The following is a 23,547-nucleotide window of genomic DNA, read 5'->3' as shown; positions in this document are numbered from 1 at the left end:
CAACTTGTCGATCATGCTAACGGCCCGGGTCGCGGTCTTGTTCCCGGGGCCCAACGAGTGTGCCGCGAGGGCGTCGGCCGTGCGCACAGGGCGGAAACGGCGGCCGATTCCCGCCCCGAGCGCACCCGCGATGCCGTCAGCGCACGCGGAGGCCCGAACGTTCTCGGGCGAGGGCAGGCGGCGCCCGCCGAGCGCCCGCGGGCCCGTCGATGGGTTAACCTGGGGCTTCCCCGAAGCCACCCGGCAGGAGCGTGATGGCACCGCCAGACAGCGCCGCCACGCGGCTCGCCCGCGAAGACACGGGCTATCACAAGGGCCTCAAGAACCGCCAGATCCAGATGATCGGCCTGGGCGGTGCCATCGGAACGGGCCTTTTCCTCGGCGCCGGGGGAAGGCTCGCGTCGGCGGGGCCGGGGCTGTTTCTGGTGTACGGGATCTGCGGCATCTTCGTATTCCTGATCCTGCGCGCGCTCGGCGAACTCGTGCTCTACCGCCCGTCCTCCGGATCCTTCGTGTCCTACGCGCGTGAATTCTTCGGCGAGAAGGCGGCTTTCGCGGCGGGCTGGCTGTACTTCATCAACTGGGCGATGACCGGGGTGGTGGACACCACCGCGATCGCGCACTACTGCCACTACTGGAAGACGTTCCAAGCGGTCCCGCAGTGGACGCTGGCGCTGATCGCGCTGCTGGCGGTGCTGGCGATGAACCTGATCTCGGTCAAGCTGTTCGGCGAGCTGGAGTTCTGGGCCTCGTTGATCAAGGTGCTCGCGCTGGTGACGTTCCTCGTCGTCGGCGCGGTGTTCGTGGTCGGGCGCTTCAAGGTCGACGGCCACGACCCCGGCGTCGCGATGTGGGAAAGCCATGGCGGCCTGCTGCCGGCCGGGCTGCTGCCCCTCGTGCTCGTCACCTCGGGCGTGATCTTCGCCTACGCCGCCGTCGAGCTGGTCGGCATCGCGGCCGGGGAGACGGCGAACCCGCACCAGATCATGCCGCGCGCCATCAATTCGGTGGTCTTTCGCATCGTTGTCTTCTACATCGGGTCGACGGTCCTGCTGGCGCTCCTGCTGCCGCACACCGCCTACCGGGACCACGTCAGCCCGTTCGTGACCTTCTTCTCGAAGGTCGGATTCGGCGGGGCGGGCAGCGTGATGAACCTGGTGGTGCTCACCGCGGCGCTCTCCAGCCTGAACGCCGGCCTGTACTCCACGGGCCGCATCCTGCGGTCGATGGCGATGAACGGCAGCGGCCCGAAGTTCACCGCCCCGATGTCGAAGAACGGCGTGCCGTACGGCGGGATCCTGCTCACCGCCGTCGTCGGCCTGGCGGGCATCGTGCTCAACGCCGTCGAACCGAGCCGGGCGTTCGAGATCGTGCTGCACATCGCCGCGGTGGGCGTCGTGGTGGCCTGGGGCACGATCGTGGCAAGCCAGCTGCGGCTCTACCGGCTGTCGCGCGCCGGGACGTTGCAGCGGCCGCACTTCCGGATGCCGCTGGCCCCCTACAGCGGCTACCTCACCCTGGCTTTTCTGGCCGGCGTCCTGATCCTGATGTTGTTCGACAGGGTCCAGGGTCCGTGGCTGCTCGGCGCCCTTCTCCTGGGCATCCCCGCGCTCGTCGGCGGGTGGTATCTGGTCCGGGACCGGGTGCGGGCCGCGGCCGAAGACACCGCGGTCCCGGTCGCGGACCCCTCGTCACCCGGCTAGGGCTCGTCGATGTCCCGGCCCCCGGCGAGGTCCGCACAGTCGACGACCTCGACGTCGTTCCGCGTGCGCAGGTAGGCGCCGGCGCCCCGATCGCCGGCGATGCGGTCGAGCACCTCGGGCCAGTGCCGGCGCGCGATCACCACCGGATGCCCCGGGCGGCCGCCGAACGAGGCGCGCGCCAGGCCGGAGGGCGACGCGATCGCGCGATCCAGGACCCGCGCCACCACGGCGGGCCCGACGTCGGGAGTGTCGATGACGTGCAGCGCGGCGTAGTCCGCGCGCAGGCGGTCGGCCTGCCGTAGCCCGGCGCGCACCGAGGCGCTCAGCCCGTCCCGCCACCGCGGCGCCGTGACCGCGGTGGCCCCGGGCGGGACCGCGACCCGGGCGGCTCCCAGCACGACGACGACGTCGGCGCAGCCCCCGGCGCGCAGGGCGTCCACCGCGATGTCCAGCCAGCCGTCGACCAGCACCTTCGGCTTGCCGTAGCGCCGCCCCGCGCCCGCGGCGAGCAGGATCCCGACGGCGAATGGAGCGGCTGTCGACTCCGGTAACCCCACTCTCCTATGATGACATTGCACTTCTCCCAAAGCGATAACTTCGCTGCGCGTTGGCATCGGATGGAGCGTCATGACCCACGACGTGCAAGGGGCCCCCGCGGTCCCGGTCACCCCGGCGCCCCGGTACGCCGGCACCCGCCTCCAGCGGGTGGAGGACGGCCGGCTGCTCACCGGCCGCGGCAGCTTCGTCGACGACATCTCCCGGCCCGGCATGCTGCACGCCTGCTTCGTGCGCAGCCCCTTCGCGCGGGCGCGCATCAACGGCATCGACGCCTCGGCCGCGCTGGCGCTGCCCGGCGTGCGCGCGGTGTTCACCGCGGCCGACCTCAACCCCGACGTGCGGGAGGCGTGGCACGCCGTCGCCGGCAAGGACGTCCCGGACACCCCGCGGCCGCCGCTCGCCGAGGGCGAGGCGAAGTTCGTCGGCGACCCGGTCGCCCTGATCGTCGCCGAGAGCCGGTATGTCGCCGAGGACGCGCTCGAACTCGTCGACGTGGACTACGAGCCGCTGCCCGCGGTCACCGACTTCACCCGCGCGCAGGCCTCCGACGTGCTGGTGCACGACGCCTATCCGAACAACGTCGCGGGCGGGATGGGCGGCGCGCCGCCGGACGAAGAGCTGTTCGCCGGCGCGGCATGTGTGGTGCGCGAGAACATCTATCAGCAGATCTACGCGCCGGTGCCGATCGAGACCCGCGGCCTGGTCGTCGAATGGACCGCCGCCACCGGAGAACTCACGATGTGGGCGTCGACCCAGACCCCGCACGAGCTGCGGGCGTTCTGCGCCCGGCTGTTGGGCATTGCGGCGCAACGTGTTCGGGTCATCATGCGCGACACCGGCGGCGGCTTCGGCCAGAAGGTCGTCCCGATGCGCGAGGACATGTGCATCATGCTGGCCGCCCGCAAGGTGCCCGCGGCGCTGAAGTGGATCGAGGACCGGCGCGAGAACCTGATGTCGGCCGGGCAGGCCCGGCACGTCGACGGCACCGCGCGGATGGCGTTCGACGGCGAGGGCAACATCGCGGCGGCCGACATCGACTTCGTCCAGGACATCGGCGCCTACCCGACGCCGTACCCGGTGCTGACCACGGCCGCCATCGGCATGTTCTTCCCGGGGCCGTACCGGGTGCCCAAGGCCAGCTTCAACTACAAGACGGTCTTCTCCAACACCAGCGGCCTGGCCGCCTACCGCGGCCCGTGGCAGTACGAGACGCTGGCCCGCGAGATCCTGCTCGACATCGCCGCCCGCAAGTTGCACATCGACCCGGTCGAGCTGCGCCGGCGCAACCTGTTGCGCCGTGACGAGATGCCCTACGTCAACCCCAACGGCATGCCGTACGACCACGTCGCGCCCATCGACACGTTCGAGCAGGCGGTGAAAATCCTTGACCACGAAGGGTTTCGCAAGGAGCAGGCCGAGGCGCTGGCGCAGGGGCGCTACCTGGGGCTGGGCTTCTCGGCCTACATCGAGCCGACCGGCGCGGCGACCGGGCACCTGGCCACCGAGGGTGCCACCATCCGGATGGAGCCGACCGGCAAGATCAACGTGTACGTCAACGGCGGCTCGAGCGGAAACAGCATCGAGACCACGGTGGTCCAGCTGACCGCCGACGCGCTGGGCGCCGACATCGACGACGTGGCCACCATCCAGGGCGACACCGCGATCACCCCGTACGGGGCCGGGACGCAGGGCAGCCGCAGCGCGCCGATGACCGCCGGCGCCGTCCACGAGGCGGGCGCCATCCTGCGGGCGAAGATCGTGGCGCTGGCCGCCCATCACCTGAAGGTGGCGGAATCCGAAGTGGACCTGGCGTTTTCGGTGGCCGGCGTGCGCGGTGACCCGTCGAAGTCGGTGTCGTTCGGCGAGCTGGCGTACGTGGCGTACTACTCGCCGCAGCAGCTGCCGCCGGGCCTGTCGGCCAACCTGGAGGCGACCGCCCGGTTCAACTCGACCAATCCCATCCACTGGTCCAACGCGACGCACGCCTGCACCTGCGAGGTGGACATCGCGACCGGCAAGGTGACGCTGCTGCGCTACATCGTCAGCGAGGATGTCGGTCCCATGATCAATCCGTCGGTGGTCGAGGGCCAGATCGCCGGCGGAACGGTGCAGGGCATCGGCGGCGCGCTGATGGAGGACATGGTCTACGACGACGACGGCAATCCGCTCGCAACGACTTTCGTCGACTACCTGCTGCCCACGGCCACCGAGGTGCCGCCCATCGAATTCGGCCACGTGGAGATCCCCGGACCGGGGCCCGGCGGCTACAAGGGCGCCGGCGAGGGCGGGGCGATCGGCTCGACGCCAGCGGTGATCAACGCCATCAACGACGCGCTGGCGCCGCTCGGCGTGACGGTCACCCGGCTGCCGGCGAGCCCGGCGTCCATCGCCGCACTCCTGGAAGCGGTGAAGCGGTGAAACCGGCCCCGTTCGAATACCATCGCCCCGCCGGCGTCGACGATGCCGTGGGCCTGCTCGCCGAGCTGGGCGACGATGCGAAAATCCTGGCGGGCGGCCAGAGCCTGGTGCCGATGCTGGCGATGCGGCTGGCCTACTTCGACCACCTGGTCGACATCTCCCGGCTGGCCGAGCTGCGGGGCGTCGAGCGCAGGGGCCGGGAGCTGTGGATCGGCGCGGGCACCACCGAGGCCGCCGTGGGCGCGAATGAGCAAGTGCGCCAACACGTTCCGCTGCTGAACCGGACGACGCCGTTCGTCGGGCACTTCCAGATCCGCAACCGCGGCACCCTGGGCGGGTCGGTCGCCCACGCCGACGCCGCCGGCGAATACCCGGCCGTCGCGCTGACCCTGGACGCGGTGATGGAGGCGCAGTCGCCCCGCGGCCGGCGCGAGATCGCCGCGGCCGACTTCTTCGCCGGCGTATGGGAGACCACGATGGACTCCGACGAGATGCTGACCGGGGTGCGGTTCCCGGTGTGGGACGGCCGATGCGGGTTCGGTGTCGAGGAGTTCTCGCGCCGGCACGGCGATTTCGCGATCGCGGGCGCCCTGGTCGCCGTCCGGCTCGACGACGCGGACCGGGTGTCGCGCTGCGCGATCGGGCTGCTGGGCCTGGGGTCGACGGTCCGCCGCGCGACCGCGGCCGAGGTCGCGGCCACCGGCAGGCCCGTCGGCGACCTGGCTCCCGAGGAGCTCGGCGAGGCCACGATGAGCGGGCTCGACGACGTCCCCAACGACCTGCAGGGGTCGGCGTCGTACCGCTTGAAGGTGGGCGCCACCATGGCCGCCCGCGCCTGGACGCAAGCGATCACCGAGGCCCTGGGGGCAAGCCATGCGTGAACATCCAATCGAATTGTCCGTCAACGGAACTCCGGTCGCGGCCGGCGTCGAACCGCGGATGACGCTGGCGGACTTCCTGCGGGACCAGTGCGGGCTGACCGGCACCCACCTGGGCTGCGAGCACGGGGCGTGCGGCGCGTGCACGGTGCTGCTGGACGGCGAGGCCGTGCGCTCGTGCCTGATGTTCGCGGTGCAGGCCGACGGGACGGAGGTGACGACGGTCGAGGGCGTCGCCGCCCCGGACGGCACCCTGTCGCCCGTGCAGTCGGCGCTGCGGGAATGCCACGGGCTGCAATGCGGCTTCTGCACGCCGGGTTTCGTCATGTCGCTGACCGCGCTGCTGCGCGACAATCCCGACCCCAGCGACGAGGAGATCCGGGAGGGCCTGTCGGGGAACTTCTGCCGGTGCACGGGGTATCAGGGCATCGTCGCCGCCGCCCGCCGCGCGGCCGAGACCCAGTCGGTCACGCAGCGATAAAGCTTCACCATCGGGCCCGCATCGGTGGGCGCGCGCTTGCACGGTGTTTCGCCACTTCGCGCGTAATCTGATTCCCCGATATCGGGAGATGATCGGGAGTGGCGCGTGCGGTTTTCGCAAAGGGCACGGTGGAGTCTTGCCGGTGGGTCCCTGCTGATTGCGCCGGTGTTGGTCAGCCCCGCGCTGATCGACGCGTGCTCCACCACCATCACGGGCAGGCCGGTCGCCGCGCCGGGCGCGGGGCCGGTCGAGCCGACGTTCCCGACACCCCGACCGACGGCCTCGCCGCCGGGGCCGACCGCAAGCCCCGCGCCCGGCCTGCCGACGACGCCCGCCAACCCGACCGCGCCGGCCGGTGCCATCCCGCTGCCGCCCGACCAAAACGGTTACGTCTTCATCGAAACGAAGTCGGGCAGCACGCGCTGCCAGATCAACAAGGACACCGTCGGCTGCGAGGCGCCCTTCACCAACTCCCCCATGCAGGACGGGGAGCACGCCAACGGCGTCAGCGTGGACTCCGCCGGCAAGGTGCAGTGGGTGCTGGGCAACCTGGGTGCCATCCCGACCGTCCAGATCGACTACAAGACCTACAACGCCGCCGGCTGGACGATCCTCGCCACCGCCGACGGCACCCGCTTCACCAACGACCGCACCGGCCACGGCATGTTCGTCAGCCTCGACAAGGTCAACACGTTCTAAGGGCAAGTCCGGACCGGCGGGCGCCGGTTCAGCCGTCCCATGTCAGGTGGCCGTCGGGGTGGCGGCGGGCGCCGTCGGCGGGGCGGTGCGGGCGCAGGCGGCCGTCCGGCATCAGGTGCTGGACCGGCACCGCGCGACCGAGCTCCGCCACGTCGGCGATCAGCCGCCGGTGGCAGCGCCACCACACGCTCTCGCTGCACATCACCGCGGTGGTGCGCCGGGCGGCGTCGGCCAGGACCTCGTCCAGCGCGCTGTCGAACTCCGGCGTCCGGGTGTAGGCGGCGTACGCCCGGAACGCGGCCACCGACCACCAGGTGTCCGGCTCCGGTGCTCCGGCCGCGACATGACGCCGCCCGCCCAGGCGGGGCTCCCACCAATAATCGATGCCGCGTTCGGGCAGCCAGCATTCCAGGGCCTCGCGCCGCACGTCCGCGTTCGTCCGGCTGGCCGGATAGCGCCGCACGTCCACCACCAGCTCAACCCCCGCGCCGGCGAGCAACTCCCCCAGCCGCTCGCGGCCGGCCGTCCCGTGCCCCACGGTCAGCAACGCCCGCCCCACTTCACCAGTTTGCGCTCGACACGCCGCCCGGGCCGATCAAGGATGGGTGCGGTGATCCTCGCCGTCGACTTGGGTAAGACGTCGTGCCGGGCTTCGGCCGGCGGCCGCAGGGCGCAGGGGCCGGGCGCGCCGGGGCTCGCGGCGCCCGGCGGCGTGCGGGCCGCCGAGGCGGCGATCCTGACCGTGGCAAGCCAGCTCGGCGCGGTCGACGAGGTGATCGTGGGCGCCGCCGGGGCGCTGGCCGCGCCGGACGCGGCGCGCGCGCTGGGCGATGCGCTGCTGGCCTCGCTGCGGGTGGAGCGCGTCGCGGTGACCGGCGACGCCGTGATCGCGCATGCGGGCGCGCTGGGCGGGGAGGCGGGCGTCGTGCTGATCGTGGGCACCGGCGTCGTCGCGCTCGCGATCGACGCGGGCGGCGTACTGCGGACCGCCGACGGCTGGGGCCCGTGGCTGGGCGACGAGGGCGGCGGCGCGTGGATCGGCGCCGCCGGGCTGCGCGCGGCGCTGCGCGCCCACGACGGCCGCGGCCCGGCCACGACGCTGCTCGACGCCGCCCGCGCCCGCTTCGGCGCGCCGCAGACCTGGCCCGCGCGGCTCACCGGTGCCGCCGCGCTCGCGTCCTTCGCGCCCGACGTCCTCGCCGCGCACGGCGACGCCGCCGCGCGGGCGATCGTCGGCGCGGCGGCTGAGGCGCTCGCCGCGACCGCTCGCGCGGCCGGCGACGGCCCGGTCGCGATGGTCGGCGGCCTGGCCGGGTTCGACACGCTGCGGGAGGGGCTCGACCTCGTTCCCGCCGCCGGCGACGCGCTCGACGGGGCGCTGCGGCTGGGGGCGATCCACCAGCCGCACCTGCTCCGCCTGCAGGCGGAGCCGAAAACCTTTGCCGCGCAAGGACTCGACGCGCTCGACACCGAAGCCGCGCGTCCGGGCCTGCACGACCTGGACGCGCGGCCCGTCGGGGAGGTCGTCGCGCTGCTCGTCGCCGCCGAGGGCGAGGCGCACGCCGCGGTGGCGGCGGCGGTCCCGCGGATCGCGGCGGCGGCCGAGGCCATCGCCGCGCGGCTCGAGCGCGGCGGCCGGCTGATCTACGCCGGCGCCGGAACGCCCGGGCGGCTCGGCGTGCTCGACGCGGCCGAGTGTGCGCCCACGTTCGGCACCGACCTGGTGCGCGGCGTGATCGCCGGCGGGCCGGCGGCGCTGACCGAGGCGATCGAGGGCGCCGAGGACGCCTTCGACCCCGCCGATCTCGCCGACTTGACCGCCGCCGACGCCCTCGTCGGGATCACCGCGTCGGGCCGCACGCCGTACGTGCTGGGCGCGCTCGAGCACGCGCGCGCGGCGGGCGCGCTGAGGGTCGCGATCGTCAACAACCCCGGCAGCCAGGCATCGGCCGACGTGGTGATCGAACTGCTGACCGGGCCCGAGGTGTTGGCCGGCTCGACGCGGCTGACCGCGGGAACGGCGCAGAAGGTCGTGCTCAACGCGCTCTCGACGAGCGTGCTGATCGCGCTCGGCAAGGCCTACGGGCCGCGGATGGTCGACGTGCGCGCGACCAACACGAAGCTGCGCCGCCGCGCGGTGCGGATCGTCCGCGAGGCGGCCGGCGTCGACGAGGAAACCGCGGCCGCCGCGCTCGCGGCCGCCGGGGGCCATGCCAAGACGGCGATCGTCGCGCTGCGCGCGGGCGTCGACGCGGCAGAGGCGGCCGCCCGGCTCGACCGGGCGCGGGGACGCGTGCGCGCCGCCCTCGGTGGGAACTGAGGCCCCAAAGCGCGAGGCCATTCGTCACGATGGCCCCCGATACGCGAGGTGAATTGGCTGATACGCGTGCCGGAGTAGTCTTTCGCGAGGGATCGGGAGGGGGGCGATGCTCGTGGATGCGACCGGAGCCACGCGGGATTTGACCACCGTCAGGGCGAGCCGCTGACGACGCGATGCAACTCCTCTACATCAGCGTCCCCGCCCTGATCGGCGCAGCCGGTGGTGACCCCTGGGCGGTCAACGCAAGCCTGCAGGCGGGCAGCCCGGCGCAGATTTCCAGCTTGGCCGGGGCCTTCCATCGCGCGGGTCGGTGCACGGCGGAGGCCGACCACGCGTTCGAACAGGCCCGCACCCGCTTCGATGCCGCCTGGAATCACCAGAACGGCGATCATCCGATCAACGACTCCGACGAAGTCCAGCGGGTGACGAAAGCCCTTGGGGCGCAGTCGTTGCAGTTACCCAAGATTGCCGCCGACCTGGAGAACATCGCCGCGACCTTGGCCGAAGCGCAGAAGACCGCGGCGGGACGGATCGCGTCGCTGGAAGCCGAATTGGAAAACCTCGACGGACTGATCGCCGAAGCCGACGAGATGGAAGACGAGGGGGACCTCAGCGCGGCCGATTACGACGCGCTCGAAGCGTTCATCGCCAAATGCGAGGACGACGCCGTGCGCGCCACCAAAGACGCGCTGGGCCAGCTGCAGGCGACGCGCAACGGATACTCGGGCTCCTTCCAGAACGCGCTGGGCACGCTGCACGCGGACGGATATGACTTCGTAGCTTCCCCGCCGGGACCGCCCCCGGCGGGGCCCGACCAGCACGGCGGGCCCTCGTTGGCGCCCGCGCCTGGGGATGTCGCGATCGCGGGCGCGGGCGCGGTGGCCGGTGGCACCGCAGACGGTGTGCGTCAGGCGACGACCAACCTGATCGCCGAGTCCCCCGGCACGGGGCCCGGCAAGGCCGACCCGGGCTTGTTGCGATGGCTGGAGGATCCGAAGATCGGCGGGGTCGAACTCAAGGGGTTCTCCCGGGTCGGCGGGGTGGTCGCCGCGGCCAGCGCGGTACCGGCCGTCATGTCCGATATCCACGACGGCAACTCGGTGCCCGAGGCTGTCACCCGGGAGAGCGCAGGTGTCGCCGCCGGCCTCGCGGCTGGCGGTTGGGTGGGAGGCGCGCTGGCCGGTTCTGAGTTTGGCGCAGCGATCGGTTCGGTCGTTCCGGGGGCGGGCACCGCGGTGGGACTGGTGGCGGGCGCGGTTGTCGGAGCCGGCGCAAGCCTCCTGGCATCCAAAACGATCGAGGTGGCCTGGCAGCCGGTTTCGGATGCCGTCGGTAGTGCGGTGCACGGCGTGGAATCGATCTTCGGTTTCGGGTAGGGCGACGATGATGCGATTCGACGAGTTCCTCAAGAAACACGGCACGCGTTTTTCCCCGGTCGATCGGTTCGCTGGATTTCTGGTGGAGGTCGGGTTACCGCCCGGCTGGGAACCCTTCGAATCCGCCGTAGGAGTTCGTGTGTGGGTCTGTCGAACCGACCCGCAGATCACGGTGTTCTGCGCTAACGCAGTGCTGACGATGCACCGCGTCGAAGCCCCGATGGACGCCGGCGAGGTGTTTGCGATGCTGGTCGAGCAGCAGTTGCAATCGGTACCGGGGTCTCGCGAACGGCGTCGTGAGCTCGCCGCGGCCGCCGAGGGTCGCGGTGTCGTGGGCGCGCTTGCGACGGAGATCAGTCACGAGCTCGGCGCGATCGAGAGCGTGTCACGATCGAGGATCGTGCCGGCTGAAAGGGAGACCCTCATTGCGCAATTGACGGTGACCGCGCTGAAGAATTCTCCGGTGGAACGAGCAGGCGTCTGGCTGTCAGTTAGCACGGGCGCCGCGGCACTTCCAGCGCGTGGCGGTGACTGCAGCGCCGTCACGGTAGCCGAGCGCGGGACCGCTGTTCATGGCGAGTAGCGAAGTGGGACGGCGTCGCCTGCGATTAGCGCGCTACGCCTTCGGCGGGGCGCTGTGTCTGCTGGCCGGCGTCAATGTGCTGGTCGGATCGGCTTGGTATCTGTCTCTGGGCGTCGCTGCGACCGGCATCGCGATCGCCTATGGAAGCGGCCGTCGAGTCTTTGCCGCGGGGGTCCGTCGTACGGGGGAGGAGATCGTCTGCCGCTACATCCCGTGGTTCGAGGGCAATGCGTACAGCGTGCTGGTGCTCATCCCGCTCATAGCGGTCGCGATGGTGGCCGCGGGCCACGCGCCGGGCAATCCGGCATGGCTGCTCTACGGCGGGATTATCCTGCTCGCCATCTCGGCGCTGATGTTGATCGTCACCTTGTGGATCTGGCGGCGATCACTTCTGCGAATCACACCGTCGGCGTTGACGGTTCGAATACCAGAGCGTGGCGGGGCGTCGACCGACATCCGGCGCGAGGAGGTCCGGTCGATCGCGCCCAAGCTCGTCCGGAACGTGGCGGCTGGTACCGAGTCGTTGCAGACCGAAGTCGTCTACCAACCCGCTGAGGCCGGCAGCGATACAACTGCGGCGGTGATGCTCGGCCAATACCTGACCGTCCAACCGGCCAGTCTCGGCGAGGCGCTGGCGGCCTGGAAAGACGGCGCCCATGCCGGTCCGGGCGAGCTGATGGACCGGATCGAACGCATTCTCCGGGGCACGTCCTGACGGCGGGCTCAGGAGGCTCGCAGGTGGTGTCAGTACGATCGGTGCCGTGGAACGCAAAGGCCCACCCGACGACTTCCACGATCAGGCGACCGGTCACGCCGACTACGGCCTGGCTGACCCGCCGACGTCCGGCCAACCGCCGTTGTATCCGCCCGACGGGTCGGAGCAGCCCGAGGCGTTCGACGCCCTGGAAGGCGAACCCACTCCGTGGTACCGCAAGCCCCCGCTGCTCATCGCCTGGCTGGTGTTCGTCGCAATCCTGATCGGCCTGATCGTCTACGGCATCACCGAGCTGCTGCACGGCGAGCAGGGCACCACCCCCAGCCCGAGCACCAGCAGCACGAGCACCACGACGACCACCACCACCACGACCCCACCGACCACGACCACCACGACCCCGACCACCAGCAGTGCGGTCGAGGCGCCGGCGCAGCAGCCGACCCAGCAGCCCACGCGCGAGCCGACCCAGCAGGTGCCGACGCATCGGCACCACCTGCCCCAAGTGCCGTCGGTGATCACGATTCCGGGCGTCCCCACGGTGATCACGGTCCCGCCCGGCCTGCGCTGACCGCGTCGGCCGCTATGGTGAGGACCACCGGGCGATCGGAAGTGGGGTGCAGGGCATGAGCGAGTCGCTCGGGCTGTCGATCGGGGCGGCCCACCTGGTGGCGGCCCGAGCGGGCAGGGCGCCGGTGGTCCGCAGCGCCGTGTTGACCCTCTTCGAACAGCGGCCGACCGAAGTTGGCCTGCCGGAAGAGAACCCGAACCTGACCCAGGGCGGCATGGTGCTGCGCGGCTTCGTCGAGCGGGTCGGCGACCGGTCGCCGTTGGTGGCGGCCGACGGCACGAAGTACCTGGGCGAGGTGCTGACGGTCGAGGCGATCGAGGCCATGGCCCGCACCGTCGGCTACGGCACGCCCATCACCATCGCCGTCCCCGCGTACTGGTCCGACGCCCAATTCACCGCGCTGCGTGAGGAGTTCTTCGCCCAGCCGGATCTGGCCCGCGGCGGAGTGGCCCCGGTGCTGGTGTCCGACGCCACCGCCGCGCTGGCGGCGCTGCGCGGCAGGCCGGGATTCCCGACCACCGGCGTGGTCGCCCTGTGCGACTTCGGCGCCAGCGGCACCACGGTCACCCTGATGGACGCCGGGTCCAACTTCACCCGCGTCGGCCCGTCGGTGCGTTCCACCGACTTCTCCGGCGACGCAATCGATCAGCTCGTCCTCGGCCGCATGCGCGCCTCGGACGACACCATGGCCGACGTGGCAGGCACCGTGCGGATGAGCTCCCAGAGCCGCCTGCTGGGCGAATGCCGGCGCGCCAAGGAGCAACTGTCGACGGCCACGACGGCCGCCGTCGCGGGCGGGTCGCTGTCGCGCACCGAGCTGGAGCAACTGATCGCCGGGCCGCTGGACCGGTTCCTGGACGACCTCGAGGAAGCGTTGCGCCGCAACGGGCTTGCGAAGACCGCGCTGGCCGCCGTGGCCACCGCCGGCGGCGGCGCCAGCATCCCGCTGCTCACCACGCGGCTGGCGGAGCGGTTCCAGGTGCCCGTCCACACCGCACCGCAGCCCGTGCTCAGCGCCGCCGTCGGCGCGGCGGTGCTCGGCGACCAACAGGCCTCGGCCGGCGTCCCGACCGCCGCGGGCGCCGTCGTGGAGACCCCGACCGAGATGGTCGGCACCGCCGGGATCGACATGACCCAGGCCGCGTGGGCCGCCCGGGCCACCGACGTCGACGGCGCCCTGGCCTGGTCGGAGGACGACGACGGCGGTGACGAGCCGGTGCCCTACACCGGGCGCGACGCCACCGGCGAGTACACCGACGAGGCAAGGGATTCCGACTCCGACGCCGGCAATCGTTACCCCGCACCGGAGGGCGGGCTGCCGTGGTACAAACGCACGGCGCTGGTCCTCAGCGTCGCCGGCGCGGCGGCGGCCATATTGGTGGCCATCGTGTTGGCCCTCACCCTCGGCCACCCCGGATCCACTCCGGTCAAGACCACGCCGCCCGCCCCGCAAACCTCACAAACGGTGACCATCACCGGACCGGACAACAGCACCACCGTCACGGTCCTGCCGCCGCCGCCACCGCCGCCGCCGTCGTCGTCGTCCGAGCAGTCGCCCGCCACCACGACCACCACCGAGCCGCCGACCACGACCACCACCACCACGGTGCCGCCGACGACCACCACGACGCCCCCGCCGACGACCACGACCGCCCCGCCGACCACGACGTCGCAGGCGACCACCACCGAGGCGCCGCCGACGACCAGGCGCGAAAGGCCGTTGTTCCCGCGGTTCGAACCCCCGCTGGGACGCTAACGAAGCAGGCCAAGGCGGCCAACGAAGGCCAAGTTAGGGCAGCCTTTCTCGCGGCGGAAGCTGCGGAGATGTAACTATGAGCAGGGCTAAGCAGGCAAACAAATCGCAGGCTGAATCAACAATGCATTGGGGAGATCTTCTGTGACGACGCAGATGCTCATCAGACTGATAGTGGGCATGGGCATGACGCTGGTCGTGGCCGCACTCGCCGCCCGCCGCGTGCTGTGGCTGTTCAAGCTGGTCACGTCCGGAAAGCCCGCCCCGGGGCATACCGATGACCCCGGCAAGCGAATCTGGGCGGAGGTCTCCGAGGTCTTCGGGCAGCGGCGCCTGCTGAAGTGGTCGCTTCCCGGCCTGGCGCACTTCTTCACGATGTGGGGTTTCTTCATCCTGCTGACGGTCTACATCGAGGCGTACGGGTTCCTGTTCCAGGCGCACTTCCACATCCCGATCATCGGCCGTTGGGATGCGTTGGGCTTCCTGCAGGACTTCTTCGCGACCGCCGTCTTCCTCGGCATCGTGACGTTCGCGATCATCCGGTTCCGCACCGAGCCCAAGGAGTACGGCCGCCAGTCGCGGTTCTACGGTTCGCACACCGGCGGCGCCTGGCTGGTGTTGTTCATGATCTTCAACGTCATCCTGACCTACGTGTTCGTCCGCGGGTCTGCGGTCAACAACGGCACGCTGCCGTACGGCAAGGGCGCGTTCCTGTCGCAGCTGTTCGGCGTCATCCTGCGCCCGCTGGGCCAGCCCGCCAACGAGATCATCGAGACGACGGCCCTGCTGCTGCACATCGCCGTCATGCTGGCGTTTTTGATCATCGTGCTGCACTCCAAGCACCTGCACATCTTCACCGCGCCGATCAACGTCATCTTCAAGCGGCTGCCCGACGGCCTGGGCCCGCTGCTGCCGATCGAGGCCGACGGCAAGCCCATCGACTTCGAAAACCCCCCGGACGACGCGGCGTTCGGGCGCGGCAAGATCGAGGACTTCAGCTGGAAGGCCATGCTGGACTTCGCCACCTGCACCGAGTGCGGCCGCTGCCAGTCGCAGTGCCCGGCCTGGAACACCGGCAAGCCGCTGTCTCCCAAGCTGGTCATCATGGACCTGCGCGACCACTGGATGGCCAAGGCGCCTTACATCCTCGGCGACAAGGAATCCCCCGCCGAGAACACGCCGGAGGGCGGGGTCGGCGAGGAGCTGGCCGGCGAGAAGCACGCCGAGGCGCACCACGTTCCGGAGTCGGGCTTCGGCCGGGTGATGGGCTCCGGGCCCGAGCAGGCCACCCGCCCGCTGGTCGGCACCGCGGAACAGGGCGGCGTCATCGACCCGGACGTGCTGTGGTCCTGCGTGACCTGCGGCGCCTGCGTCGAGCAGTGCCCGGTGGACATCGAGCACGTCGATCACATCGTTGATATGCGCCGCTACCAGGTGATGATGGAGTCCGAGTTCCCCTCGGAACTGTCGGTGCTGTTCAAGAACCTGGAAACCAAGGCCAACCCGTGGGGCCAGAACGCGTCCGACCGGACCAACTGGATCGACGAGGTGGACTTCGACGTCCCCGTCTACGGCGAGGACGTCGACAGCTTCGACGGCTTCGAGTACCTGTTCTGGGTGGGCTGCGCCGGCGCCTACGACGACAAGGCCAAGAAGACCACCAAGGCCGTCGCGGAACTGCTGGCGATCGCCGGGGTGAAGTACCTGGTGCTGGGCGCCGGCGAAACCTGCAACGGCGACTCCGCCCGCCGCTCGGGCAACGAGTTCCTGTTCCAGCAGCTCGCGGCCCAGGCCGTCGAGACGCTGGACGGGGTGTTCGAGGGCGTGGAGACCGTCGACCGCAAGATCGTCGTGACCTGCCCGCACTGCTTCAACACGCTGGGCCGCGAATACCGCCAGCTGGGCTCGAACTACTCGGTGCTGCACCACACCCAGCTGCTGAACCGGCTGATCCGGGACAACAAGCTGGTGCCGGTGACGCCGGTGTCCCAGGACATCACCTATCACGACCCGTGCTACCTGGGCCGGCACAACAAGGTCTACGAGGCGCCGCGCGAGTTGATCGGGGCCGCGGGCGCGACGCTCACCGAGATGCCGCGGCACGCCGAGCGCAGCTTCTGCTGCGGTGCGGGCGGCGCGCGGATGTGGATGGAAGAGCACATCGGCAAGCGGATCAACCACGAGCGCGTCGACGAGGCCCTGGCCACCGGGGCCGCCACGATCGCGACCGGCTGCCCGTTCTGCCGTGTGATGGTCACCGACGGCGTCAACGACCGGCAGGAAGAGGCCGGCCGCAGCGGCGTGGAGGTGCTCGACGTCGCCCAGGTGCTGCTCGGGTCCATCGAGTACGACAAGGCCACGCTGCCCGAGAAGGGCACGGCCGCAAAGGAAGCCGAGAAGCGGGCGGCTGCCGCGCCCAAGGCCACCGCGACGGTCGAGGCGCCGGCCAAAAAGGCCGAGGAGGCGCCCGCCGAGGAGGCCCCCAAGTCCGAGGCACCCAAGTCCGAGGCATCCGCCGCGCCCGTGAAGGGGCTAGGCATCGCCGGCGGCGCCAAGCGGCCCGGCGCCAAGAACGCCGCACCCGCCGCGGAAGGCAAGGCCGAGGCCGCCGCGCCCGCGGCCCCCGTGAAGGGGCTGGGCATCGCGGGCGGCGCCAAGCGGCCCGGGGCCAAGAAGGCCGCACCCGCGGCCGAGGCACCCAAGGCCGAGGCCCCCAAGGCTGAGACCGAGGCGCCCGCGGCGCCGGTCAAGGGCCTGGGCATCGCCGCCGGCGCGAAGCGGCCCGGGGCCAAGAAGGCCGCACCGGCAGCCGAGGCGCCCAAGGCCGAGGCCCAGCCTGCCAAGGCGGAAGCCGAAGCCGAGCCGACGCCGAAAGCCGAGCCGGCAAAGCAGACCGACGGCGAGCAAGCGCCGCCGGCCGCGCCGGTGAAGGGGCTGGGCATCGCCCGCGGCGCCCGCCCACCGGGCAAGCGCTGACCAGGGATTTTGCCGCTTGACAGCAAATTTCAGTGGACAGTAGTGGCACCATTGGTGACGTGACCACTCACCAGCTGCCCCTGCACGCCTCCGCTCACCACCGGCAGCGGGTCTTCGCGCAGTCGTCCAAACTGCAGGGCGTCCTCTACGAGATTCGCGGCCCGGTGCACCAGCACGCCGCGCGGCTGGAGGCCGAAGGCCACCGCATCCTCAAGCTCAACATCGGCAACCCGGCGCCGTTCGGCTTCGAGGCGCCCGACGTGATCATGCGCGACATGATCCAGGCGTTGCCGTACGCCCAGGGCTACTCGGACTCGCAGGGCATCCTGCCCGCGCGCCGGGCGGTGGTCACCCGCTACGAGTTGGTCGAGGGCTTCCCCCGGTTCGACGTCGACGACGTCTACCTGGGCAACGGGTGCTCCGAGCTGATCACCATGACCCTGCAGGCGTTGCTCGACAACGGCGACGAGGTGTTGATCCCGTCGCCGGACTACCCGCTGTGGACGGCGTCGACATCCCTGGCCGGTGGCACGCCCGTGCACTACCTGTGCGACGAGACGCAGGCGTGGCAGCCCGACATCGCCGACCTGGAATCCAAGATCACCGAGCGCACCAAGGCGCTGGTCATCATCAACCCGAACAACCCGACCGGCGCGGTCTACAGCCGCGGGGTCCTCACCCAGATGGTGGAACTCGCGCGCAAGCACGAACTGCTGCTGCTCGCCGACGAGATCTACGACAAGATCCTCTACGACGACGCCCAGCACATCAACGTGGCCACCCTGGCGCCGGACATGTTGTGCCTGACCTTCAACGGGCTGTCCAAGGCCTACCGCGTCGCGGGCTACCGCGCGGGCTGGCTGGCGATCACCGGCCCGAAAGACCACGCCGAGAGCTTCATCGAGGGCATCAACCTGCTGGCCAACATGCGGCTGTGCCCCAATGTCCCCGCGCAGCACGGGATTCAGGTGGCCCTCGGCGGCCACCAGAGCATCGAGGACCTGGTGCTGCCGGGCGGGCGGCTGCTCGAGCAGCGCGACGTCGCGTGGGAGAAGCTCAACCAGATTCCCGGGGTGTCCTGCGTGAAGCCCGAGGGCGCCCTGTACGCGTTCCCCCGGCTCGATCCCGAGGTCTACGACATCACCGACGACGAACAGCTCGTCCTCGACCTGCTGCTGCAGGAGAAGATCCTGGTCACCCAGGGCACCGGATTCAATTGGCCGGCACCGGATCACCTGCGCATCGTGACCCTGCCGTGGGCCCGCGATCTGGCCGCGGCGATCGAGCGGCTGGGCAACTTCCTGGTCAGTTATCGCCAGTAAGCATCTTCGCAGCCGGCGCCTCTACGGTGGACCGGGTGACACACTCGCACTCGCACAGTTTTTCCGGTCCGACCCCGGTTGAGTCGCTGCCCGCCAGGATCGTCGTCGGGCTGCTGGTGGCGATCGGCCTGGCGGTGCTGGGCGGCGCGATCGCGCTGTGGCCCGGCCGGCAGCACGTCGACATCCCCATGCCGTTCCAGAACGCGGCCGGGGGCGCCGTGAGCACGCAGGCCGGACACGTGCTGTCCAGCGGCATGGGGGACTGCGGCAGCCCGTCGGTCAGCCAGGTGCTCACCACCGCCCCGCAGCCGGCGCCGCCGGGGGCGGGCCGCTGCGTGCTGACCGAGGTGGCGATCGATTCCGGCCCCAACGCCGGGGCCAACACGCTGCTGGAATCGTCCCCCGGTCCCGACCAGCCGAAATTCGCGGTGGGAGACCACATTCGGCTCGTCCGGCAGGTCGACGACCAGGGGGCCACCAGCTACGCCTTCTACGACTTCGAACGCGGTTGGTCGCTGGTCGCGCTGGCCGCCGCGTTCGCGGTGGTGATCGTCGCGGTGGCGCGCTGGCGGGGACTGCTCGCGCTGGGGGGCATCGTGGTCGCGTTCGCAGTGCTGGTGGTGTTCTTGCTGCCGGCCCTGCGCGCCGGCGCCCCGGCGGTCCCGGTCGCCCTGGTGGCCTCGGCGGCGATCCTCTACGCGGTCATCTATCTCGCCCACGGTGTGAGTCTGCGGACCAGCGCCGCGCTGCTGGGCACCCTGACGGCGCTGTTGCTGGCTGCCGGATTCTCTTGGGCGACAATACAACTGGCCCACTTGACCGGCTTGTCCGACGACCAGAACGCCACCGTCGGCGCGTATTTGGGCAACGTGTCGATCGGCGGCCTGCTGCTCGCCGGGTTCATCGTCGGGTCGCTGGGTGTGCTCAACGACGTGACGGTGACCCAGGCGTCGACGGTGTTCGAGCTGGCCCACCTTGGCGGCTCGCGGCGCGCGATCTTCCTGGGGGCCATGCGAGTCGGTCGCGATCACATCGCCAGCACGGTGTACACGCTGGTGCTGGCCTACGCCGGCAGCTCGCTGCCGCTGCTGCTGCTGTTCAGCGTGGCCAACCGCTCGCTGACCGACGTGCTCACCAGCGAGAGCGTGGCCGTCGAGATCGCCCGGTCGGCGGTCGGCGGGGTCGCGCTGGCGCTGTCGGTGCCGTTGACGACGGCGATCGCCGCGGCGCTGGCGAAGCCTAGTGAAGCCGGCTGCGCTCCAACAGATCCAGTAGATAGCCGCCGTACCCGGACTTGAGCATGGTGTGCGCGCGCTCGGCCAGCTGGTCGTCGGTGATCCAGCCCTGCTGCCACGCCACTTCCTCGGGGACGCTGACCTTCAGACCCTGCCGTCGTTCCAGCGTGCGCACGAAGTCGCTGGCGTCCAGCAGGGAGTCGAACGTCCCGGTGTCCAGCCAGGCCGTTCCGCGGGCCATCACCTCGACCGAGAGCCGGCCCCGATTGAGGTAGATCTGGTTCACCTCGGTGATCTCGTACTCGCCGCGCGCGGATTTCCTCAGGCCCTTGGCGATCTCGATCACGTCGTTGTCGTAGAAGTACAGGCCGGGCACCGCGTAATTGGATTTCGGTGTCTTGGGTTTCTCCTCCAAAGACAGCGCCGTGCCGTCGTCGCTGAACTCGACGACACCGTACGCCGAGGGGTTGGCCACCCAGTAGGCGAAAACCGCTCCCCCGCTGATGGATTGGAAGCGGCTCAGGCTGGTGCCCAGGCCCGGGCCGTAGAAGATGTTGTCCCCTAGCACCAACGCCACGGTGTCGTTGCCGATGTGTTCGGCGCCCAGGACGAAGGCTTGGGCCAGGCCGTCGGGCCGTTCCTGCGTCACGTAGCTGAGGTTGATGCCGAATTGCGAGCCGTCGCCCAGCAGCCGGCGGAAGCCCGCCGCGTCGTGCGGGGTCGTGATCACCAGAATGTCCCGGATCCCGGCCATCATCAGGGTGGACAGCGGGTAGTAGACCATCGGCTTGTCGTACACCGGCAGCAGCTGCTTGCTGATCCCCACGGTGATCGGGTGCAGCCGAGTGCCCGAGCCGCCGGCCAGGATGATCCCGCGCATGGTGGTTTCCCCTATTCCCCGCTCAGTTGACGAGGTCGGATTCGGTGAGTTCGGTGGCCGCCAGCGCCGCCGCCAGGTCCTCGTGCCGGAACACGGAGGTGACGTGGTCGTGGACCACCCGGAACGCCGACGCGGCGGTGGCCACCGCCCCCGGATTGTCCGCGGCGCTGACCTTCTGTTCGACGACGACGACGCCGTCGTGCACGTACATCCGGCCGAGTTCGGCCGTCCCCTGGCGCGAGCCGGCCCACCGGCGCAGCGCGTCGTGACCCTGCGCGGCCCCGTGCGCGTCACCGATCTCGATGTCGTCGCTGGACAGGGCGACCAGGGTGTCCAGGTCGGCGGCGTTGAGCGCGTCGTGCCATGCCAGGACGGTGGCGATCTCCGAAGTGGTCATGGTGTGCAAGTTACCGTGTGCGCTCCGCGGCCGTGGCTAGAGCGGGGTCCGGTCGAGCCAGTTCTGCCACACCGCCTCGTCGCCGAACAGCGCAACGCCCGTGTCGGCGAGCGGCACCCGGCGCAGGAGGGCCAGCAGCAGCTCGGTCGCCCCACCCCGCAGCGCCGCGGAGCCCTTGCCGTGCTCGTGTGACCAGGTGATGCGGCCGGCCTCGACGCCGACGGTCCATTCGCCCGCCTCGCCGAGGCCGGGGTCGGTGGCGTGCAGGTGCAGGGTGTCGCCGTCCTCGAGCGGGAGCGGCGCCCCGTCGCGGCCGGCCTGGATCGCGACCCGCTCGAGCCATTCGGTGATCCCGTCGGCGGCCTGCTCGGCGGCCAGGCTGAATTCGGCTCCCAGCGCAATGGCCGCGTCGGCGCGATGCACGGCCACCTCGTGCACCCAGCGCCGGAGCCACCAGCTCGCCGGGCGCGGCCCGAGGAACGTCCACACCGGCGTTTCGGCACCCGTCAGCGCGACGGCGTCGACCAGCCGCTGAGCCCCGCCTTGCAGCCACGAGATCGCGTCCGACGGGTCGGGTGGCGGCTTACCGCCCTCGACGGACCGGGGATCGAGCGGCTCGTCGAGCTTGTCTCTGACGATCTGCGCCGCCCAGCGCTCGCCCCGGCCGACGTGGCGGAACAGCTGCTTGAGCGTCCATCCCGGGCAGGTCGGGACCGGGGTGGACTCGTCGGCGTCTCCCAACAGCTCGGCGAAGGCACGGTTTTCTGCGAGGAATGCGGCGGCATAGTCCACGCCGGTCAGGCTACCCGCCGCTTCTTGCTCGACCGAGCGTCGCGCTGCCCGAGCGTTTTCTGCCGCCGAGCGTCACGCTGGCGTGACGTTCACTTGTTTGCGTCACGCTGGCGTGACGCTCGGGGCGTCGGGGCATGGGGCAGGTCCGGCTAGGGCCGCGGCGCGCCCAGCCGGAACACCCGCCAGCCGGCCTGCTTCCAGCGGACGGCGTCGAGGCAGTTGCGCCCGTCGACGATGACCCGGGCCCGCACGCGGTCGGCCAGGTCGGCGGGGTCGAGGTCGACGAATTGGCGCCACTCCGTGAGCACCAGCACCGCGTCGGCGCGCTCGCAGGCCTCCTCGACCGAGACCGCGTAGTTCAGCGTCGGGAACAACCGCTGCGCGTTGTCCAGGGCCTTGGGGTCGTAGACGTTGACCGCGGCGCCGTTGAGCTGCAGCTGGCCGGCGACGTTGAGCGCGGGCGAGTCGCGCACGTCGTCGGATTCGGGTTTGAACGCCGCCCCCAGGACGGCGATGTTGGCGCCCAGCAGCGAGCCGCCGCACGCCGCGCTGGCCAGCTCCACCATCCGCGCGCGCCGGCGCATGTTGATGCTGTCGACCTCGCGCAGGAAGGTCAGCGCCTGGTCGGCGCCGAGTTCGCCGGCGCGGGCCATGAAGGCACGGATGTCCTTGGGCAGGCAGCCTCCGCCGAAACCCAAACCGGCGTTGAGGAATTGGCGTCCGATCCGGGGATCGTAGCCGAGCGCGTCGGCCAGCACGCTGACGTCGGCGCCCGCGGCCTCGCACACCTCGGAGATGGCGTTGATGAACGAAATCTTGGTCGCCAGGAAGGCGTTCGCGGAAACCTTGACCAACTCCGCCGTCTGCAGGTCGGTCACCAGGAACGGCACACCCTCGGCGAGCAGGGGGCCGTAGAGTTCGCGGACCGCCGCCTCGGCACGCGTCGAATCCGGTTGGATGCCAAGCACGATGCGGTCGGGATGCAGGGTGTCGTGCACGGCGTACCCCTCGCGCAGGAACTCGGGGTTCCAGGCGATCTCGACGTCGACGCCGCGCGGCACCAGGCCGGCCGCGCGATGATTCAGCTCGGCGGCGGTTCCCACCGGAACGGTCGATTTGCCGACCAGCACCGACGACCTGGTCAGCCGCGGCACCAGCGCGTCGACGACGGCGTAGACGTGGCGTAGGTCGGCGCCGTACTCGCCCTTCTTCTGCGGCGTGCCGACGCCGAGGAAATGCACGTCGGCGAACTCGGCGGCCATGTCGTAGTCGGTGGTGAACCGCAACCGCCCCGCCGCCAGGTTCTTGGTCAGCAGCGTGCGCAGGCCGGGCTCATAGAACGGGATGTCTCCCCCGGCGAGCTTCGCGACCTTCCCGGCGTCGATGTCGACCCCGACGACCTCGTGTCCCAGTTCCGCCATGCCGACGGCGTGGGTCGCACCCAGGTAACCGGTGCCGAAGACGGTGCATCGCATATGACCGGTGTACGTCGCCGCCATGAGCTGACTGCATCACCCCGCTGAGCGGGAGGCAAACGGCAGATGACAGATGCCACCGAACGGCCGGGCGTACTACAGCCCCGGGATGCCCGGGATTCCGATGTGGGGGCCGAAGCCGCCGTGACCGTGACCACCCCCGAATCCGGGGAACCCGCCGCCGCGGTGGTCGTCGTCGCCGCCGCCGAACGGACCGCGCGGCGCCGGGGGCCCGCCGATGATGATCGGGGGTAGTTGGATCGGCGGTGGCGGCGGAGCGGCCGGCGGCGGGGCCGGGGCCGGCGCCGGGGCCTCGGGCACAGGAGCGGGCGCGGGTGCCGCCGGGGCCGGTGCCGGCGCGGGCGGTGCCGCCGCTGGAGCGGGAGCCGGTGCCTCGGGGGCGGGAGCAGGAGCCGCG

21 protein-coding genes and 1 pseudogene are annotated in these 23,547 nt (G+C 71.0%); 16 read left to right on the top strand and 6 right to left on the bottom strand.

Annotation, left to right across the window (positions count from 1 at the left end; all coding sequences use genetic code 11):
• Positions 1–254 precede the first annotated feature (254 nt).
• Positions 255–1,703 (top strand): amino acid permease, encoded by a 1,449-nt coding sequence (locus tag BST44_RS15580; protein WP_083178076.1) that lies wholly within the window; start codon positions 255–257, stop codon positions 1,701–1,703.
• Here the strand turns inward: BST44_RS15580 and BST44_RS15575 are convergent.
• Entirely contained in the window at positions 1,700–2,260 is a 561-nt protein-coding gene (locus tag BST44_RS15575) for a nucleotidyltransferase family protein (RefSeq protein WP_083178008.1), read from the bottom strand. The genes BST44_RS15580 and BST44_RS15575 overlap by 4 nt on opposite strands.
• A gap of 70 nt (positions 2,261–2,330) precedes the next feature.
• Here BST44_RS15575 and BST44_RS15570 point away from each other — a divergent pair, with 70 nt between their 5' ends.
• The 4 genes from BST44_RS15570 (at position 2,331) to BST44_RS15555 (ending at position 6,737) form a co-directional block, all read left to right on the top strand.
• The gene (locus BST44_RS15570; protein ID WP_083178007.1) at positions 2,331–4,679 is read left to right on the top strand and encodes a xanthine dehydrogenase family protein molybdopterin-binding subunit; all 2,349 of its coding nucleotides are present in this window, start codon (positions 2,331–2,333) and stop codon (positions 4,677–4,679) included.
• Positions 4,676–5,560: an FAD binding domain-containing protein gene (locus tag BST44_RS15565; RefSeq protein ID WP_083178006.1), complete on the top strand. Its 885-nt coding sequence runs from the start codon at positions 4,676–4,678 to the stop codon at positions 5,558–5,560. Before BST44_RS15570 ends, BST44_RS15565 begins: the two co-directional genes overlap by 4 nt.
• Positions 5,553–6,038, top strand: coding sequence for a (2Fe-2S)-binding protein (locus BST44_RS15560; protein WP_083178005.1), 486 nt, complete (start codon positions 5,553–5,555; stop codon positions 6,036–6,038). Before BST44_RS15565 ends, BST44_RS15560 begins: the two co-directional genes overlap by 8 nt.
• 150 nt (positions 6,039–6,188) lie before the next feature.
• Positions 6,189–6,737, top strand: coding sequence for a hypothetical protein (locus BST44_RS15555; RefSeq protein WP_142274520.1), 549 nt, complete (start codon positions 6,189–6,191; stop codon positions 6,735–6,737).
• A gap of 28 nt (positions 6,738–6,765) precedes the next feature.
• Here the strand turns inward: BST44_RS15555 and BST44_RS15550 are convergent, their stop codons facing one another.
• Entirely contained in the window at positions 6,766–7,296 is a 531-nt protein-coding gene (locus BST44_RS15550; RefSeq protein ID WP_083178003.1) for a DUF488 domain-containing protein, read from the bottom strand.
• Between the two features lie 42 nt (positions 7,297–7,338).
• Here BST44_RS15550 and BST44_RS31695 point away from each other — a divergent pair.
• The 10 genes and pseudogenes from BST44_RS31695 to BST44_RS15505 all read left to right on the top strand — a co-directional run.
• Positions 7,339–8,043 (top strand): annotated as a pseudogene (locus BST44_RS31695) (BadF/BadG/BcrA/BcrD ATPase family protein); the annotation flags it as partial.
• A 111-nt stretch (positions 8,044–8,154) separates the two neighbouring features.
• Positions 8,155–9,057 carry an N-acetylmuramic acid 6-phosphate etherase gene (murQ, locus tag BST44_RS31690; protein ID WP_439330727.1) on the top strand — a complete coding sequence of 301 codons (903 nt, stop codon included), beginning with the start codon at positions 8,155–8,157 and terminating at the stop codon, positions 9,055–9,057.
• Positions 9,058–9,230: 173 nt separating this feature from the next.
• Positions 9,231–10,433: a putative alpha/beta hydrolase gene (locus BST44_RS15540; protein WP_083178002.1), complete on the top strand. Its 1,203-nt coding sequence runs from the start codon at positions 9,231–9,233 to the stop codon at positions 10,431–10,433.
• 10 nt (positions 10,434–10,443) lie between these two features.
• Positions 10,444–11,016 carry a KH domain-containing protein gene (locus tag BST44_RS29590; RefSeq protein ID WP_244184829.1) on the top strand — a complete coding sequence of 191 codons (573 nt, stop codon included), beginning with the start codon at positions 10,444–10,446 and terminating at the stop codon, positions 11,014–11,016.
• The gene (locus tag BST44_RS15530) at positions 11,006–11,731 is read left to right on the top strand and encodes a hypothetical protein (protein ID WP_083178001.1); all 726 of its coding nucleotides are present in this window, start codon (positions 11,006–11,008) and stop codon (positions 11,729–11,731) included. The genes BST44_RS29590 and BST44_RS15530 overlap by 11 nt, the downstream gene beginning before the upstream one ends.
• Before the next feature lie 46 nt (positions 11,732–11,777).
• Positions 11,778–12,299 carry a hypothetical protein gene (locus tag BST44_RS15525; RefSeq protein WP_083178000.1) on the top strand — a complete coding sequence of 174 codons (522 nt, stop codon included), beginning with the start codon at positions 11,778–11,780 and terminating at the stop codon, positions 12,297–12,299.
• Positions 12,300–12,354: 55 nt separating this feature from the next.
• Positions 12,355–14,055: an Hsp70 family protein gene (locus BST44_RS15520; protein WP_083177999.1), complete on the top strand. Its 1,701-nt coding sequence runs from the start codon at positions 12,355–12,357 to the stop codon at positions 14,053–14,055.
• Positions 14,056–14,196: 141 nt separating this feature from the next.
• The gene (locus BST44_RS15515; protein WP_208619808.1) at positions 14,197–17,028 is read left to right on the top strand and encodes a (Fe-S)-binding protein; all 2,832 of its coding nucleotides are present in this window, start codon (positions 14,197–14,199) and stop codon (positions 17,026–17,028) included.
• A gap of 32 nt (positions 17,029–17,060) precedes the next feature.
• On the top strand, positions 17,061–18,350 hold the full coding sequence (locus BST44_RS15510; protein ID WP_083177998.1) for a pyridoxal phosphate-dependent aminotransferase: 1,290 nt from the start codon (positions 17,061–17,063) through the stop codon (positions 18,348–18,350).
• A gap of 35 nt (positions 18,351–18,385) precedes the next feature.
• Complete coding sequence (locus tag BST44_RS15505; protein WP_083178073.1) at positions 18,386–19,648, top strand: YibE/F family protein; 1,263 nt, start codon at positions 18,386–18,388, stop codon at positions 19,646–19,648.
• Here the strand turns inward: BST44_RS15505 and rfbA are convergent.
• The 4 genes from rfbA to BST44_RS15485 form a co-directional block, all read right to left on the bottom strand.
• A complete protein-coding gene (gene rfbA / locus BST44_RS15500; RefSeq protein ID WP_083177997.1) occupies positions 19,590–20,465 on the bottom strand; it encodes a glucose-1-phosphate thymidylyltransferase RfbA in 876 nt (291 codons plus the stop codon). The two genes, BST44_RS15505 and rfbA, sit on opposite strands and share 59 nt — an antisense overlap.
• Positions 20,466–20,487: 22 nt before the next feature.
• Entirely contained in the window at positions 20,488–20,862 is a 375-nt protein-coding gene (locus BST44_RS15495) for a nuclear transport factor 2 family protein (RefSeq protein ID WP_083177996.1), read from the bottom strand.
• 36 nt (positions 20,863–20,898) lie between these two features.
• A complete protein-coding gene (locus tag BST44_RS15490; RefSeq protein WP_083177995.1) occupies positions 20,899–21,654 on the bottom strand; it encodes a maleylpyruvate isomerase family mycothiol-dependent enzyme in 756 nt (251 codons plus the stop codon).
• 149 nt (positions 21,655–21,803) lie between these two features.
• Positions 21,804–23,129, bottom strand: coding sequence for a UDP-glucose dehydrogenase family protein (locus tag BST44_RS15485; RefSeq protein WP_083178072.1), 1,326 nt, complete (start codon positions 23,127–23,129; stop codon positions 21,804–21,806).
• 66 nt (positions 23,130–23,195) lie between these two features.
• Between BST44_RS15485 and BST44_RS30660 the strand changes: the two genes are divergently transcribed.
• Positions 23,196–23,384, top strand: coding sequence for a hypothetical protein (locus BST44_RS30660; protein ID WP_158086656.1), 189 nt, complete (start codon positions 23,196–23,198; stop codon positions 23,382–23,384).
• Positions 23,385–23,547: the final 163 nt, after the last annotated feature.

This window comes from Mycobacterium scrofulaceum (assembly GCF_002086735.1).
In the GTDB taxonomy this organism is placed as follows: Bacteria; Actinomycetota; Actinomycetes; order Mycobacteriales; family Mycobacteriaceae; genus Mycobacterium; species Mycobacterium scrofulaceum.
Note: the sequence above shows the minus strand (reverse complement) of the source record. Positions and strands in the feature narration are given on the sequence as shown.